Here is a 15,878-nt window from a genome sequence, read left to right as displayed (position 1 = left end):
GGCCGAGTGCGGGCCAGGGCCTAGTCGCCCGGCCTAGCGCGTGTCGCGCTGACTGATCACGTTCAGCGCCTTCAGCAGATTCAGTGCCTCGCCCAGCTGGTAGTCGCCGTCCAGCCGATCGCTGCGGCGGCTGCCGGCGCGATCTCCACCATCGCCAAGATGTCCTTCCAGATCAGACTCGCGAATGCGCAGGTTGCTGGTATCGGCGACCTCGAGCCGGCCGCGCACGACCTCGACGTCGGGCTCGATACCCTGGGCCTGGATCGAGCGACCGTTAGGGGTGTAGTAGAGCGCGGTGGTCAGCTTGAGCCCTTCACCATTGCCCAGCGGCATGATCTGCTGCACCGAGCCCTTGCCGAAGCTTTCGGTACCCATCACCACGCCACGGCGCTGGTCCTGCAGGGCGCCGGCGACGATTTCTGCGGCGGAGGCGCTGCCGCCGTTGATCAACACCACCAGCGGCACGTCCGGCGCCGCGGTGCGTTGGGTCGCCGAAAAGCGCATGTCGCTATCGGACAGGCGCCCCTCGGTGTAGACGATCAGGCCACGGTCGAGGAAGGCGTCGGCCACGTCCACCGCCGACTGCAGTACGCCGCCGGGGTTGTTGCGCAGGTCCAGCACGATGCCTGACAGGGCCCCCTGGTCGCGCAATTCGGTCAGGGCATCCTCTACCTGCTCGCCGGTGCGGGCCTGAAACTGACTGACGCGCAGATAGCCGTAGCCGGGCTCGAGGATGTCGCTCTTCACGCTGTCGGTACGGATGATTTCCCGGGCCAGGGTGACCTCACGTGGAGCACCATCGCCGGCGCCGACCACGGTCAGGCGAATCTCGGTGCCTGGCTCGCCACGCATCATGTCCACCGCTTCCTGCAGGGATAGCCGATCGGTGGGGGTCTCGTCGATGCGCAGGATGGCGTCCTGAGCCTGTAGTCCCGCGCGCTCGGCCGGGGTGTCGTCGATCGGCGAGATCACCGTCAGCTGGCCGTCGTCGAGCCCGACCTCGATGCCGATCCCGCCAAACTCGCCTTCGGTGGTCTCCCGCAGGTTGCGATAGGCTTCGGCGTCGAGGTAACTGGAGTGGGGGTCCAGCTCCGAGAGCATGCCGCGCATGGCGTTCTTGAGCAGGGTCGCATCATCGACCTCTTCCACGTAGCCGCGCTTGATCCGCTCGAACACCTCGGAGAAGGCCTGGATCTCGCTGATCGGCAGATCATCGTCGGTCGCCTGGGCGCTGGCCAGCGAAGGCCAGGCCAGGGTCGCGGCGAGGCACCACGCAAGGCAAGTCCCGGTCAGTGTCTTGAGGCGCGAGGGACGGTGGGCGGCTCGGGGTTCGGTCATGCGGTCTCCGCTCGACGTAGGGGCAAGGTTCAAGCATAGCCTTAGGCCGGATGGTTGAAAATGGCGTGTGCTCAGCGCCGCGCGATCCAGCCACCAGGATCGATGGGGTCTCCGCCTCGGCGTACCTCGAAATACAGCCCCGGAGCGTCGCGGCCTCCGCTGACGCCGACGCGGCCCAGTGTCTGGCCACGCTCCACACGGCTGCCGACCTCCGTCTCGAAGCGTTGCAGGTGGGCGTAGAGGGTCATCACCTGGTCGCCGTGGTCGACGATCAGCAGATTGCCGAAGCCGCGCATCCAGTCGGCGAACACCACCCGGCCGGGGTGAACCGCTTCGACCGAAGTCCCGGATGGCGCCTGAATCAGGATGCCGTTGCGGTGGACGCCGCGGGATTCGCGAAAGCGCGACAGCATCATGCCCTGCACCGGCCACGGCAGGTCGCCTCGGGTGCGCTCGATGGCGGTGGACGGCGGCGGGCGCTCGAGCCGTGCCATGGTTTCCTGCACTTCGCGCAGCACCCGCTCGGCGTGGGCCCGGTCCTGGTCCAGCGAGGCCAGCTTCGAGGCCTCGGTGTCGTAGCGTTGGTCGAGCTGCGCCACCAGCGCCTGGCGCTCGCGGCTCTGCCTGGCCAGGGCCTGGCTACGGGCCGCCACATCGGCCTCCAGGGAAGCCAGCTCCTCGCTGCGGTGTTCGAGCTCGCGGCGGTTGTCATCCAGACGCTGGTCCAGTTCAGCGAGCAGATCGAGGCGCTCGTTGCGGGCGTCGGCAAGATGGTTGAGATAGGCCTGCAGGCGGTCCAGTCGTGCAGGGTCGTCCTGATTCAGCAGCAGCTTCAACTGTGGTGTCAGGCCCATGCGATAGAGCGCATCGAGTTGACGACCCAGGGCTGCCCGCTGCTCCCGGCGTTCGGCTTCCATCAGTTCTCGGCGATGCGCAAGCTCGGCCATCTCCTGATCGAGCCGGCGGCGTTCGGCCTGCAGCGTATCCAGGCGCTGGTGGGTCTCGGCCAGTGCCGTTTCCACCTCGCGCAGGGCCTCGCTGGCCTGGTCGCGGGCGCTATCGGTGCTGGCCAGGCGCTGACTGGCCTCTTGAATACGCTCGCCGATGGCGTCGAGCCTTTGCCTGGCCTGCTGCTCGCTGGGACTGGCCTGAGCGAGCGGCAGGCCGGCCTGTGTCACAGGAGTGAGCGGCAGGCCACCCAGCCACAGGACCGCTGCGCCCAGGGCGACAGCCGCGCGGACAAACCCACAACGCCGCCCCGGGCGGGGCGGCGTCGTACGTGGTGGTGGGCAGCTGCCGGGCTGGCGCCTCGATGGCGCGACTGGGGCTGCGGTGCGCAGAGGTCTCACGACAGCTCGATCAGTACCTCGCCGGTCATCTCCTCCGGCACCGACTCGCCCATCATGGTCAGCAGGGTCGGCGCCAGGTCGCACAGGCGACCGCCGTCCTTTAGCCGGGCCTCGCGGCTGCCCACGTACACCAGCGGCACCGGGAAGGTGGTATGCGCAGTCTGGGGGTTGCCGGTCTCGGGGTGCACCATCTGCTCGGCGTTGCCGTGATCTGCGGTGATCAGGCAGGCACCGCCGGCGCGCTCGATCGCTTCGACCACCCGACCCACGCACTTGTCTACCGCCTCGATGGCTGCCTTGGCGGCGTTGAAGTCACCGGTATGGCCGACCATGTCGCCGTTGGCGTAGTTGCAGATGATCAGGTCGAAGCTGCCGCCGTCGATGGCGTCGACCAGGGTGTCGGTGAGCTCGAAGGCGCTCATCTCGGGCTTCTCGTCGTAGGTCTTGACGTCCTGGGGTGAAGGAATCAGCTCGCGCTCCTCGCCCTCGAATTCCTTCTCGCGGCCGCCGGAGAAGAAGAAGGTGACGTGGGCGTACTTCTCGGTCTCGGCGATGCGCAGCTGGGTCTTGCCGCGCTTCTCCATGACCTCGCCCAGGGTGTTGTTCAGGTCGGCAGGCGGGAAGGCCGAGGGCGCGGGAATATCCGCGGCGTACTGGGTCAGCATGACCAGGCCGTCGGCGGCCAGCGTCGGCTGTACTTGACGGTTGAAGCCGTCGAAGTCCTCGAGCACGAAGGCACGGGTCAGCTCGCGGGCGCGGTCGGCGCGGAAATTCAGGAACAGCACGGCATCGCCGTCTTCGGCAGCGACCGGCTTGCCGTTCGGGCGCACGCTGGTGGCGGCGACGAATTCGTCGGTCTCGCCACGCTCATAAGCGGCGTCGAGGCCGGCTTCGGCGCTTTCGGCCTGGTGCTCGCCATGGCCCTCGGTGATCAGGCGATAGGCCTTCTCGACGCGGTCCCAGCGGTTGTCGCGGTCCATGGCGAAGTAGCGGCCGATGATCGAGGCGACGAAGCCATTGTCCTGACCCACCAGCTCGGCAAGCTTGGCGTTGGCGCGCTCGATGGAGGCTCTGGCGCTCTTGGGCGCGGTGTCGCGGCCGTCGAGGAAACCGTGCAGGTAGATGCGCTTGGCGCCACGCCGTGCGGCCATCTCGGCCACCGCCAGCAGGTGATCCTCGTGGCTGTGAACGCCACCGGGGGACAGCAGGCCGAGCAGGTGGACCGCCTTGTCCGCCTTCACCGCCGCGTCGATGGGCGCGGTCAGCACGGCATTGTCGTCGATCTCGCCGTCTTCGATGGCCTTGGTGATGCGGGTGAAGTCCTGGTAGACGATGCGCCCGGCGCCGAGGTTCATGTGACCGACCTCGGAGTTGCCCATCTGACCGTCCGGCAGGCCCACGTGGCGGCCATCGGTGTGGATCAGGGTGTGCGGGCGTTGCTGCCACAGGCGGTCCATGTTGGGGGTGTCGGCGGCGGCGACGGCGTTGGACGCGGCGTCTTCATTGTGTCCATAGCCGTCGAGGATGATCAGCGCCACCGGGCGCGGTGCGGTCGCAGTATCCGTCATGAGGAATTGCCTCTAGCTCAAGATGACCTCGCCCGGCATCCTTTTGTTGGCGCTCGACGCCTGGCGTCGTCGCCGGATGTCCTGGGGTGTCGTGGGTAAACGCTGGTGCCTGGCGGTTCGGGAAGCGCGCCCGACAATAGAATCGGCGCGTCTTCGTGAGTCTCGTGGCTTGCGGTTTCAGGCTCGCGACACGATCCTCCTTGCGGCATCATATCGCACGCTGGCAGCGGTCGTCATTGACCCGACGAGGCAGTGCCCGGAGGCAGGCGGCATCGCCCCCGAGTCGTGTATACTGGCCGCCCTGCGGCGGGTAGCGGTGATCGAGCGCGGGCAACGTACCTGCGTCTCGCGTCGTCCGGTCTGTAGACTGGACTCGCAACACCGGCCTTGAGGCACAGGTCTTGTGACATAGATCTTGTAACAAAGGCCCTGGACGCCGATTTCGCCACCCAGGCCACCACCATTTTTGCATCCGACGAGAGTTAGCCGACCCCATGATCGATCAGCTGTTCGAATTTGTGCAGAATCACCCGTTGCTGGTGGCTGCCTTCCTTGCCGTGCTGACGGCCTGGCTGCTGTATGAGCTGCGCAACGCCAACGCCGGTGGCGTCACCACCAGCGAAGCGACCCAGATGGTCAACCGTGAAGACGCGGTGATTCTGGACGTTCGCGACAAGAACGACTTCAAGGCGGGACACATCGCCGGCGCTCGCAACATTCCCCAGAGCAGCCTCGATTCCCGCATCAACGAGCTCGACAAGGTCAAGGCTTCGCCCATTGTGGTGGTGTGCAAGCACGGCCAGAGCTCCGGCGCCGTGGCGGCCAAGCTCAAGAAGGCCGGCTTCGAGCGCGTGTTCAAGCTCAAGGGTGGCATGACCCAGTGGCAGACCGATAACCTGCCCATCGTCAAGAAGTGACCGTCCGCACGATTTCTGATTACCCGATTCAAGGATCTTTCTCATGGCAGACGACAACAACCAGAACGCTGGCGCCCAGGCCGCCGGTCAGCAGGATCAGGAAAAGCCGCAGGTGCAGTTCTCGCTGCAGCGCATCTACGTCAAGGACATCTCCTTCGAGGCGCCGAACTCACCTGGCGTCTTCGGTCAGCCGTTCAAGCCCAAGGTCGGCCTCGACCTGGACACCCGCAGCACCAAGGTCGCCGACGGCCTTTTCGAGGTGGTGATCAAGGTCACCGCCCAGGTCACCCACAGCGAGAGCGGCACCACCTGCTTCCTGGCCGAGATCGAACAGGCCGGCCTGTTCCGCATCACCGGCATCGAAGGTGACCAGCTCGACCACACCCTGGGTGCCTTCTGCCCCAACGTGCTGTTCCCGTACGCCCGCGAGTGTGTCGACAGCCTGGTCAATCGTGGCGGCTTCCCGCCGCTGATGCTGGCACCGGTCAACTTCGAGGCGCTCTACGCCCAGAAGAAGCGCCGCGAGGCCGAGCAGGGCGATGCTCAGGGCACTGCTCAGGGCGAGCAGGCGCCGACCGCCCACTGATGAGCGACGCCGCCTTCCAGGGCCCCCGCATCCACGTCGCCGCCGCGCTTGTCGCCGGCGGCGACGTCGTTCTGCCCGAAGGAGCCGCGCGACATGTGGGGCGCGTGCTGCGGCTCAAGCCCGGTGATCCCCTGGTGCTGTTCGACGGTCAGGGTCGCGAAGCCCGCGCCGACATCGCCGAGTCCGATCGCAAGAAAGTAAGCGTTCACATACTCGAGGTGCGCGATGGTAAGGGCGAATCGCCCTTGTCCGTCCATCTCGGGCAGGCGATCTCCAAGGGCGATCGCATGGACTACGCCATCCAGAAGGCGGTGGAGCTCGGCGTCGCCGCGATTACGCCGTTGTACACCGAGCACGGCGATGTGCGCCTCAAGGGCGAGCGTGAGGCAAAGAAGCTGGCCCACTGGCAGGCGGTGGCGGTGAGCGCCTGCGAGCAGTGCGGCCGCGCCACGGTGCCCGAGGTCAAGGCCCCGCAGTCGCTGAGCGAGTGGCTGGGCCAGCGTGACGAGGCGCTCAGGCTGGTGCTCCACCCGGGTACGCCAGGCGTGCTCGAGCGCGCCGAGCATGTCGCCAGCGCCTGCGTGCTGATCGGCCCCGAGGGTGGCCTGTCCCCACGCGAGGTCGAGGCGGCGACGGCACAAGGGTTTGCGGCGCTGACCCTGGGACCACGGGTCCTGCGTACCGAAACCGCCCCGGTGGTCGCGCTGACGCTTCTGCAATCACGCTTCGGGGATGTGTAAGTGCTTACTATTGGCGCTCAGCGTCGTCCCGGCTGACCCGATCCGGCATCCTGATCCGCGTGTTGAAAAAGGCCCGGCTCCTGTTTCGAGGAGTCGGGCCTTTTTTGCGCTAGTGGCAGAGATCCGTTCAGCCATCTCGTTTCAGTCTTGTTTGTCCATGCTGGGTTCTCGCCTCTCTCGCCTCTCTCGCCCCTCTCGCCCCTCTCGCTGCTTTTGCCCCTTTCGCCCCTTGTCGCCCAGGCCCCCGCGCTGACTGTTTGGCAAGCGCGATGCGCATCAGGCGCTGAAAGGTGGGGCATTCAAGGTGGCGAGGTGCGGTGCAGGTCATGGCATGGCGCAGGCCATCGCGGATCGCGCTCAATTGCTTGATGCGCCGGTCCAGGGCGTCCGCCTTGGCACCCAGTCTTTCGCGGTCGATGTCGGGTTTGCCTTCCTGGCCAAGCATGTCGCCTATCTCGGCCAGCGAGAACCCGGCTGCCTGTCCCAGGGCTATCAGCGACAGGCGTGACAGCACGTCCGGCGCAAAGACCCGCCGCAGCCCACTACGTCCGATCGAACGGATCAGCCCGATCTCTTCGTAATAGCGCAGTTTCGACGCGGCGACGCCGCTTTGCCGGGAGACCTCGGAGATGTCGAGCATAGCGCTTGACCTCAAGTTGACTTGAGGTCGTAAGCTACTTCGGCTTTGCCTGAATCTGCAAGAGAGCGCGCGACGTTGCCGTCTCTTGATCCTCAGGATGCGTTTCTCTTCGATCGGCTCGGCAGCGGGCTCTCTTTGCTGAAGGAGTAGTGCAGTGGCAGAACTTCTGGTTGATGCCCTTTGGCTTGGCGTGGGGGCGACCGCCTTCATGGATGTCGTCGCGCTGGTGCAGCGCCGGGTACTCGGCATTCCCTCCCTGGACTACGCCCTGGTGGGGCGCTGGCTGGGTCACCTGGCGGGAGGCACTGTCGTCCATCGCCCCATCTCGGGAAGCGCGCCGATACGCGCAGAGGCGGCGCTGGGGTGGGCGTTTCACTATCTGACGGGCGTGGTGTTCGCCCTGGTGTTTCTGGTACTTGTCGGATCGGATTGGCAGCAACGACCGGCGCTCGTGCCCGCGCTGGTGTTCGGTGTGGTGACGGTGCTCGCTCCTTTTCTGGTACTGCAACCGGGGCTGGGCGCAGGCATCGCCGCGCGCAGGACGCCTCGGCCAAACATCGCCAGGCTTCGCAGCCTGACGGCGCACGCAAGCTTCGGTATCGGCCTGTGGGTATCCGGGCTTGGGGGCATGCTCGCCTTCTAGGGCTTGTCTGAAAAGTGCCTGCGCTCGGTAATACGGCGTTAAAAATCGGCTGGTGCGCCAGCCCGGTCAAAATGCTCATTTACACCCCGTAAACTGCGCTTTCTCACCGATTTTTGCCTTGTCTAACCTTCGCTCGTCGACTTTTCGGACAGCGCCTAGGGCGCGTACGACGAGCGCCTGAGCTCTGCAATACCGGCGTGTAAATTCGTGCTAGTGAGCGCTTACATGCTGGCTGGGCGTGGTTGTCCAGCCTTTCCCCCGCAGGACGCCAATAGCCTCTCGTAAATAGCCCGGCTCATGTGAGCCGGGCTTATGTGAGCCGGGCTATCCAGGATGCCGGGACGAGGGACAATGCCCTGGTTCATTCGTCCCTGGCGCAGCATTGCGGTCAGCCTTGATGGCTCAAACGTCCAGGGTTCCTTTCAATGACGAATCCTCGATGGCGCTGCGAAGCTCTGCGACCACTTCGCCGGGAAGCGGGATGCCCTGATCGAGAAACTCGGTGCGACGCCTGAGCCCCGATTGGCCTGGCAGCCGCACAGGACGTTCGGGGTCAACGGGCTTGGCTTGCAGACAGGCTTCGACCAGGTGGTCGGTTTCGTCGAGGAAGTCGCTGCTCCCTGCAAATAGTGCCGGATCGATCACCATGACGGTCACCGAGGCCCCCCACCCACTTGGATCGTCCTTGCGTCCGAAGCCACCAAGGGCCGAGGTCAGTGCCTCGACCATCAATCCCATGGCAAAGCCCTTGTGGCCAAACTCGCGCCCACCAAGCGGGAGAATGCTGCCCAGAGGATCCGTGAAGTAGTCTTCAGGGTTGTCGCTGACGACCCCTTGGTTGCTGAGAATGACCGGATGATCGAGCCTTGAGCCCTCGGCCCTGGCCTTGGCCACGCTGCCGTTGGTGACGGTGGACATGCTGACGTCCAGCATGATCGGCTGGATTCGGCTCGGGATTCCCATGGCGATCGGGTTGGGTGTGTAGACCGGATCGAGCCCCCCATACGGCGCCACCGACTTTACCGCCGGGTCAGACGTCATGATGATCGGCATCAGCCCCTGGTCGACGAAGGGCTTCAGATAGGAGGCCAGGCAGGCAATGTGGTGGGATCGCTTGATGCTGACGATACCGATCCCCGACGTCCTGGCCGCATCAGCACTTTGCTCAAGCGCCTTCTGGACCAGGTAAGGGCCGAGGATATAGTGTCCGTCGTAGGCCGCCGCCACAGGGCTGATCTGGCGGGATTCGAGCAGCGACGCATCACCACGTGCATGGCCGGACTTCAAGTCCTTGAGGTAGCCGTTGGCCAGTTTTACCCCATGGGTATGGTGTCCCAGCAGGTCCCCCTCGATGAGGATGCTGCTGGTCGTCCGACTGACTTCTTCGGATGCGCCGGCTTCTCTGAAAAGTGTCACCAGGACATCTTCCAACCACGGTGTCGTATAGCGTCTCATGATAATTCCTGTGCCTTGTTGGAGTTGGCGTGCTTGAACTTCTTGTAGGCCATGGTCAGCAACGGCGATAGCCACAGCAGAATGACGAGGGCGCCCAGCCCTGCGCTGATCGGGCGTGAAAAGAAGGCCAGCAGGTCGCCATTGCTCTTGAGCATGGAGCTCATGAAGTTGTTTTCCAGGGTAGTGCCCAACACCAGCCCCAGGATGGCGGGCGCCATCGGGAAATCGCACCTCGCCAGGATCGATGCCACCGCGCCGATAATAAGCATGATCCAGACATCGGTAATTGAATTGTTGATCGAAAATGCGCCAACGATGCAGAAGCAAAGGATAATCGGCATAAGTACCTTCCTTGGCGTCAGGATAAATACTTTTGCCGACCGTATTGCGGCGTATCCAATGGGCAGCATCACCAGGTTAGCCAGGAAAAAGACGACAAAAAGTGCATAGATCAACCCACTGCCATCCATGAAGATGGTGGGGCCGGGGTTCATGCCCTTCATGTACAGCACCCCGATGACGATGGCCGTGATAGAGTCTCCCGGGATGCCGAACACCAAAGCCGGCACCCAGGCGCCGCTGATGCCAGAGTTGTTGGCGGAGCTGGCATCGACAATCCCTTCAATATGGCCCGTCCCGTATGCCTCCTTTTGCTTTGAGCGACCTTTGCCCACGGCGTAGGAAATCCAGGCGGCTATGTCGGCACCGGCGCCAGGGAGCGCCCCGATCAGGGTACCGATCGATCCTCCGCGAAACATGTTGGGCCAGTAGGCCTTCAGGTGTCCTGGAACTTGGCTGAAGACGCTATCCTTGGAGAGCGACGGCATTGCTCTACCATCGCCACGTGAACCATAGAAGAGCATCAACTCGTTGAGCGCGAACATGCCGATCATGACCGGTATGAAGTTGATCCCGGCCATGAGGTCCGGGATGCCGAAGGTAAAACGAGGAGCACCACTCATCATGTCCAGCCCGACAGTGGACAAGAGAAGGCCGATCATCAATGACAGGAAGGCCTTTACCCTGGAGCCGATAGCGATAAAGATCGAGCAGCTCAAACCCAGCAAGGCCAGCCAGAAATACTCAAATGAACTGAACTGAAGAGCGACCTCCGCCAGTGACGGAGAAACGAAGACAAGAATAATGGTGCCGAAGATTCCACCAAATACCGAGCAAACCAGGTTGACGCCAAGGGTTTCCCGGGCCCGTCCGGACCGCGCCAGAAGGTGGGAGTCACCTACATAGGCAGCGGAGGATGGTGTGCCAGGAATGTTCAGATAGGTCGCAGGAATGTCGCCGGAGAATATCGCCATGGCAGATGTGGTCACGATCGCCGCGATAGCCGGAACCGGATCCATGTAAAAGGTGATCGGGACCAGCAAGGCCACCGCCATGGTAGCCGTAAGACCTGGTACAGCACCGACGAAAACACCAAAGACGGAGGCGGCTAGAATGACGAGCAATGTCTCGACATTGAAGACTAGCTGTAACCCTAGAAGAATGGTATCCATGACTTATCCCCAGAATCTCATCAACCCTTCGGGAAGGGGAATCATTAGGTAGGTGGAGAAAATAAAATATATGGTTAGCGATGCGAGTATGGATACAGCCAGGGATAGAAGAAGTGAAGCCTTACGGGAAAGCATAAGAACGAAAATACCAATGGCGAGGCTAACCGCTGCGCCCAGGAATTCACTGGTGAGGATATAGAAGATAATCATCACGCAGGGAAGAAGTGACGCCAGGAGCGACCGGATAGGAAGCGGCCGGTTATTGCCCGGAGTGTTACTGGCATACTGGGTCTTTAAAATGGGGACCTGCTTTACCGATAGGAACAAACCACCTATAAGAAACCCTCCCCCAATGAGGGAGGGAAACAGAGATGGCCCAAATTGCAGGCTAGCCATCGTCGGGTACTGTTGGGCTACATAGATGACGATGCAGCCCGACAGCATGAAGGCTAGCCCCAAGATGAAATCTCTCATCTAGCAATCCTTACTTGCCCAGACCGACGTTCTCGATGATCTCACCGTAGACCGCGTCCATCTCGACCATCAGCTGGCCGAACTCTTCCGCGTTACGCCACTCGGTGCCGAACCCCTGCTGGGACATGAAGTCCTGATAGGTATCGCTGTTGTAAGCTGCTTCCAGTGCGGTCTCCAGCGTAGCGACGACCTCGGGATCCATTCCCTTTGGCCCAGCAATGCCGCGCCATTCGCCGACAAGATAGTCGCTGCCGATCGCCTCCTGGATAGTCGGAACGTCAGGGAAGCTCTCGATGCGCTCCGGTCCCATCACGCCCAGGCTCTTGGCACGTCCCGCTTCGATCATCGAACGTGCTTCAGGAACAGAGCTCGGAACGATCTCCAGGCCGCCAGCGGCAAGTTCGGTCATGGCCGGTGCGGCGCCCTGACTGGGAATCCAGGTGACGCGGTCAGCTTCCATACCCTGATCCATCAGGAAACCGGCGAAGGCCAGGTGCCAGACGCCCCCCAGACCGGTACCGGATGCCTGGAAGGTTCCCTTGGGTTCTTCCCGGATGGCTGCTACCAGGTCTTCCAGAGACTCATAGGGAGCATCTGCGCGGACCTGAATCCCCGGGTAGTCGAAGTTGATCTGCCCGATCGGGGTGTAGTCTTCGTAAGTCAGGTTGGTCAGCCCCTGCCAGTGCATCATGTTGAGCTCGCCAGTCACCAGGCCCAGCGTGTAGCCATCGGGGCGAGCCGTGGCCATGGCGCTATGACCGACGACGCCGCTGCCGCCTGTGCGGTTGACGACGTTGACCGTCTGGCCAAGCTCTTCTTCGAGTGCGGTGGCAATGGTCCGCGCGGTGGCGTCTGTGCCTCCACCGGCCGCCCAGGGGACGATGATGGTGATGGGCTTTTCCGGATAGGCAGCAAAGGCAGAACTGGAGGCTGCGAGCAACAGCGTTGCGGTGACGGTCTTGACGGTTTTTGTGTTGATTATGGCTTTCATTGGCATGCCTGGATCGTCTAATTATGGATTGTAGGGAGTAACGAATCTAGCACGCTGTGTTCATTGCGTACAATGAACGTTTTTTAGACTTTAGTTTAGTTCCCGGCCGAAAAATGGCTCTTTTGTGAGCCACGGATTCACGCGGAAGAAAAGGCGATAAGCGCTCGGGTCGGCCAAGCAAAAGATTCCCGTGGCGAGGCCGCAGAGAGGCAGAAAAGACTATAAAACCATTCAATAACAGATGGTTGCTAGCCGTCTCAATTGGCGGTGGACCATTGCTCTACCCTGGCCGACAGACACAATGGTGGACTCTTGTTGGCCACCAGCGGCTCAGATCGCCAGAAAGATGACGGCTATAAGGGAGGGTAGGCAAGAGTCATCGCCGTCTAGAAATTGGCTTTGTTAATGCAAATCCGGAATAAAAAGACGCCCCGATGCATGGCGAACCTGGTTGGAGAAGCATGGTGGTAGCAAGTCTACAAGGAGGTCCCCCAGGTGCGCGAGAGCCAGGCGCCGGTTGGGGCAGGGCACCTGGCATTGGTAGACTCTGCTTGTCGAAGACAATTCGTCGTCGTCCAAGCCCCGATAGCAATGACTTCTCTATCCGCCGGGGCTGCGAAGATATTCCGGGATATCGACTTCCGGGTTATCGCGAAACTGCTCCAAACGATGCTGTACCTTGGACTCTGACGCCGTGAGATGCCTGAACAGGGAATGGCGAGCCTGAGTCGGCTTCCGCGAAAGCATCAAACTGAAAACTTCGCGATGCTCGTCAAAGAAGGGATCGCTCTGAGGAAAGTCGATCTTGCTCCCGAGAAGGTGCTTGCTTATCAAGAGTATGGGGCGGGTACGTTGAAGCATGGTAACGATTTCATCGTTACCCCCCGCTATCATGGCATGTTGATGCAGGTCGTTTTCCAGTTCGTCGAGAAGCTCTCCCCGGATGTTCGGGTATTGGTTTTCTGCGCTATCGAGCCGGTCAATGTAGCGTTTGATATCGGCACTGGGCAGTTTTTCGGTGGCTTGGGCGATCATGAAGGGCTCAAGCTGTTGTCGAGCCTCGTATAGCTGATGCAGTCTGTCATCATCCAGTGGTACCACTGTCCAGCTACTGTACTTGTTGTTTTCAACAACACCCAGGGACTGAAGGTGAAGGAGAATCTTTTGAGTCGTGGTTCGGCTAACATCGAGAAACTTTGCCAGTTTTAGTTCGTTTAGCTCCATACGACCTAGCATGGAGCAGAGAACGATATCGCGTTCGATTTCTTCGGCAAACTTTCGCCAGGAGTCGGTCCGGCGGACCGCCATCTTTCCGCTGGATTGTGCGAAGTCCTTCTCGGTGAGTTGGCGTCTGATAACGTCAGAAGGCTGACTCCCCACCAGGTAGCCCCTGCCATCAAAGCGGCTGATCTTTCCTTCGTTGTGAAGCCGTTCCAGCGTCTGACGCACAGGGGAACGACTAATCTTGAAAAGCTCGGAAATATTGCTTTCCAGCAGAACAAGCCCCGTTTCGAGGCTACCGCTTTCCATGCTCTCGGTTAATATGTGGTAGAGCTGATCCTTTAGCGTACCCATCTCGACTCTCCAATACCGTGTCGCAACAATTCTTTTTAGCTTTTGTTGTGGTGGTTTTCCGGCCTTGCGCTTGAAGCTTGCCATGATGAGATGGCGATAGTGTCAATGGAGGGGTCTACCCTTCAAGAAACCGTATTCGCTTGGCTCAGATCATTGTTCGTCGGCTTGCCTACCGCTAGCGCCAAAGGGCCTGAAGCCGAGCGCTGTAAGACTGATCGCCTGGCATCGGGCCTCGCAGGGGCGGTCTTTTCGTCGTCGGACAGACTGTCCTCGACCCATTTGGCCTTGGCCCCCCGGGGCCCGCAATACCCTGGCCGGCTAGCCCAAAGGACTGCATCGGCGAGACGTGCATCCCCTGCCTGCTGCGTACCGCCGTCACGCGCAGGGGGCACTCGCGGCAAGCTTTCGTTGCGCTGGTGTCCGTGACCCATGGCCGCTGCAGTCAAGGCGGCGGCCTAGGTCACGGCGCCGACCATCCACGGGACGAACTCATTGTTGCCATACCCCAGGGTTTCGCTAGCGCTGGATTCGCCCGATGCGACCGCGATGATCCGCTCGAAGATCATCTCGCCGACCTCTTCGACACTCGCCATGCCGTCAGCGATAACGCCACAGTTGATATCCATGTCTTCGGACATGCGTTCATACATGGCGGTATTTGTCGCGAGTTTGATGGACGGTGCTGGCTTGTAGCCTGATACCGAACCTCGCCCCGTCGTGAAGCACACCATATTGGAACCGGATGCGATCTGCCCTGTCACCGATACCGGGTCGTAGCCGGGGCTGTCCATGAAATTGAACCCCGGCTGCGTGCGCGGCTGGGCATACTCAAGTACGTCGTTGAGACTGGTCGATCCGCCCTTGGCGACGGCACCCAGCGATTTTTCCAGGATCGTCGACAGACCTCCGGCCTTGTTTCCCGGAGACGGGTTGTTATTCAGCTCGGCGCCATTGATCTCTGTGTAGTGCTTCCACCAGGCGATGCGATCCAGGAGCTTGCTTGCCACGTCCTTGCTGATGGCTCGATCCAGGAGAAGATGCTCGGCGCCATAGATTTCGGGAGTTTCGCTGAGGATCACGCTCCCACCATGCTTGACGATGAGGTCCGCAGCGTGCCCGAGGGCTGGGTTCGCGGTGATGCCCGAGTAGCCGTCTGAACCGCCGCACTGAAGCGCTACGGTAAGGTTGCTGAGAGGACTGGGTTGGCGCTCGGCTCTTGGATGGCTACGGGCCATATCGAGGATCTTCTCGCGCGCCAGTTCGATGCTTGCCCTGGTGCCGCCAACATCCTGGATGTTGAAGTAGTAGAGACGAGATGTATCGGTCAATCCCGATTTTTCCACTAATTGCTTGACCTGATTGGTCTCGCAGCCGAGACCAATGATCAATACGAAGGCGAAGTTCGGGTGTCTTGCATAGCCTGCGATGACGCGCTCCAGAAAGGCGAAGCCTTCTGTTTCGGTATTCATGGCACAGCCGGAGCCATGGGTTACCGGAACGACTCCGTCATAGCCCAGGGCTTCGACCTCTCCGGATGCATTGAGCTGTTCTGCGGCCATTTTTGCGACCGTTGCCGAGCAGTTCACCGTGGAGAGGATGCCAATATAGTTTCTTGTTCCTGTCTGGCCGTCCGAGCGTAGATAACCATTGAAATGCCGCTCGCTCTCGTCGGCGTTGGTCATCGCTGCCGGCGAAAATCCTTCCAGAGAAGTGGTCCGCTCGAGCATCGAAACGTTGTGCGTATGCACATGCTCGCCCTGAGCAATGTCACTGCTGGCGTTGCCGATGACCTGGCCATATTTGGTGATGCTGTCGCCAGCAGCGATTGCCTTCAAGGCAACCTTGTGGCCCGCGTCAATATTCTGCAAGGACAGGTTCGAATCGTCGTCAATCGGCATACCTTTCGGCAGGGCACGAGTGGCGACCCCGACATTGTCCTGGGGATGCAAACGAATGACAGCAGGCGTGTTGTTAATTAGCTGCATGGACGGCCTCTGGAAGAGAAATCACAAACTGGCGGAAAGCCTATCAGCTTTGGCAATCGTGGCGATTAGACTATAGTCTCACAAAATGGTCATTGCGCGCAATGAG

The 15,878-nt window shown here is 61.4% G+C and carries 14 protein-coding genes; 4 read left to right on the top strand and 10 right to left on the bottom strand.

Annotation, left to right across the window (positions count from 1 at the left end; all coding sequences use genetic code 11):
• Nucleotides 1-33: 33 nt before the first annotated feature.
• The 3 genes from EBB56_RS12450 to gpmI form a co-directional block, all read right to left on the bottom strand.
• Nucleotides 34-1,338 carry a S41 family peptidase gene (locus EBB56_RS12450; RefSeq protein WP_083970169.1) on the bottom strand — a complete coding sequence of 435 codons (1,305 nt, stop codon included), beginning with the start codon at nucleotides 1,336-1,338 and terminating at the stop codon, nucleotides 34-36.
• Nucleotides 1,339-1,409: 71 nt separating this feature from the next.
• Nucleotides 1,410-2,516 carry a murein hydrolase activator EnvC gene (locus tag EBB56_RS12445; protein WP_045990986.1) on the bottom strand — a complete coding sequence of 369 codons (1,107 nt, stop codon included), beginning with the start codon at nucleotides 2,514-2,516 and terminating at the stop codon, nucleotides 1,410-1,412.
• Between the two features lie 167 nt (nucleotides 2,517-2,683).
• Nucleotides 2,684-4,255, bottom strand: coding sequence for a 2,3-bisphosphoglycerate-independent phosphoglycerate mutase (gene gpmI, locus EBB56_RS12440; RefSeq protein ID WP_045990987.1), 1,572 nt, complete (start codon nucleotides 4,253-4,255; stop codon nucleotides 2,684-2,686).
• Nucleotides 4,256-4,749: 494 nt separating this feature from the next.
• Between gpmI and EBB56_RS12435 the strand changes: the two genes are divergently transcribed.
• The 3 genes from EBB56_RS12435 to EBB56_RS12425 are packed head-to-tail and all read left to right on the top strand — an operon-like array spanning nucleotide 4,750 to nucleotide 6,498.
• On the top strand, nucleotides 4,750-5,172 hold the full coding sequence (locus EBB56_RS12435) for a rhodanese-like domain-containing protein (protein WP_045990988.1): 423 nt from the start codon (nucleotides 4,750-4,752) through the stop codon (nucleotides 5,170-5,172).
• Nucleotides 5,173-5,215: 43 nt separating this feature from the next.
• Nucleotides 5,216-5,758, top strand: coding sequence for a protein-export chaperone SecB (gene secB, locus EBB56_RS12430; protein ID WP_045990989.1), 543 nt, complete (start codon nucleotides 5,216-5,218; stop codon nucleotides 5,756-5,758).
• Nucleotides 5,758-6,498 (top strand): 16S rRNA (uracil(1498)-N(3))-methyltransferase, encoded by a 741-nt coding sequence (locus EBB56_RS12425; RefSeq protein ID WP_045990990.1) that lies wholly within the window; start codon nucleotides 5,758-5,760, stop codon nucleotides 6,496-6,498. The genes secB and EBB56_RS12425 overlap by 1 nt, the downstream gene beginning before the upstream one ends.
• Before the next feature lie 127 nt (nucleotides 6,499-6,625).
• Here EBB56_RS12425 and EBB56_RS12420 read toward each other — a convergent pair whose 3' ends face one another.
• A complete protein-coding gene (locus EBB56_RS12420) occupies nucleotides 6,626-7,138 on the bottom strand; it encodes a helix-turn-helix domain-containing protein (RefSeq protein WP_124804519.1) in 513 nt (170 codons plus the stop codon).
• Nucleotides 7,139-7,292: 154 nt separating this feature from the next.
• Here EBB56_RS12420 and EBB56_RS12415 point away from each other — a divergent pair, with 154 nt between their 5' ends.
• Nucleotides 7,293-7,781, top strand: coding sequence for a DUF2938 domain-containing protein (locus EBB56_RS12415; protein ID WP_239452491.1), 489 nt, complete (start codon nucleotides 7,293-7,295; stop codon nucleotides 7,779-7,781).
• A gap of 402 nt (nucleotides 7,782-8,183) precedes the next feature.
• Here the strand turns inward: EBB56_RS12415 and EBB56_RS12410 are convergent, their stop codons facing one another.
• The 6 genes from EBB56_RS12410 to EBB56_RS12385 form a co-directional block, all read right to left on the bottom strand.
• Nucleotides 8,184-9,236: an Ldh family oxidoreductase gene (locus EBB56_RS12410; RefSeq protein WP_124804518.1), complete on the bottom strand. Its 1,053-nt coding sequence runs from the start codon at nucleotides 9,234-9,236 to the stop codon at nucleotides 8,184-8,186.
• The gene (locus EBB56_RS12405; RefSeq protein WP_045995208.1) at nucleotides 9,233-10,747 is read right to left on the bottom strand and encodes a tripartite tricarboxylate transporter permease; all 1,515 of its coding nucleotides are present in this window, start codon (nucleotides 10,745-10,747) and stop codon (nucleotides 9,233-9,235) included. Before EBB56_RS12405 ends, EBB56_RS12410 begins: the two co-directional genes overlap by 4 nt.
• Before the next feature lie 3 nt (nucleotides 10,748-10,750).
• Nucleotides 10,751-11,221, bottom strand: a complete 471-nt coding sequence (locus EBB56_RS12400) for a tripartite tricarboxylate transporter TctB family protein (RefSeq protein WP_045995209.1) — start codon at nucleotides 11,219-11,221, stop codon at nucleotides 10,751-10,753.
• A gap of 10 nt (nucleotides 11,222-11,231) precedes the next feature.
• Entirely contained in the window at nucleotides 11,232-12,212 is a 981-nt protein-coding gene (locus EBB56_RS12395) for a tripartite tricarboxylate transporter substrate binding protein (RefSeq protein WP_045995210.1), read from the bottom strand.
• Between the two features lie 600 nt (nucleotides 12,213-12,812).
• Nucleotides 12,813-13,871 (bottom strand): GntR family transcriptional regulator, encoded by a 1,059-nt coding sequence (locus tag EBB56_RS12390; protein WP_239452634.1) that lies wholly within the window; start codon nucleotides 13,869-13,871, stop codon nucleotides 12,813-12,815.
• Between the two features lie 371 nt (nucleotides 13,872-14,242).
• Nucleotides 14,243-15,772 (bottom strand): UxaA family hydrolase, encoded by a 1,530-nt coding sequence (locus tag EBB56_RS12385; protein WP_045995212.1) that lies wholly within the window; start codon nucleotides 15,770-15,772, stop codon nucleotides 14,243-14,245.
• Nucleotides 15,773-15,878: the final 106 nt, after the last annotated feature.

Origin of the sequence: Halomonas sp. YLB-10, from assembly GCF_003856855.1 — a bacterium.
GTDB lineage: Bacteria > Pseudomonadota > Gammaproteobacteria > Pseudomonadales > Halomonadaceae > Halomonas > Halomonas litopenaei.
Note: the sequence above shows the minus strand (reverse complement) of the source record. Positions and strands in the feature narration are given on the sequence as shown.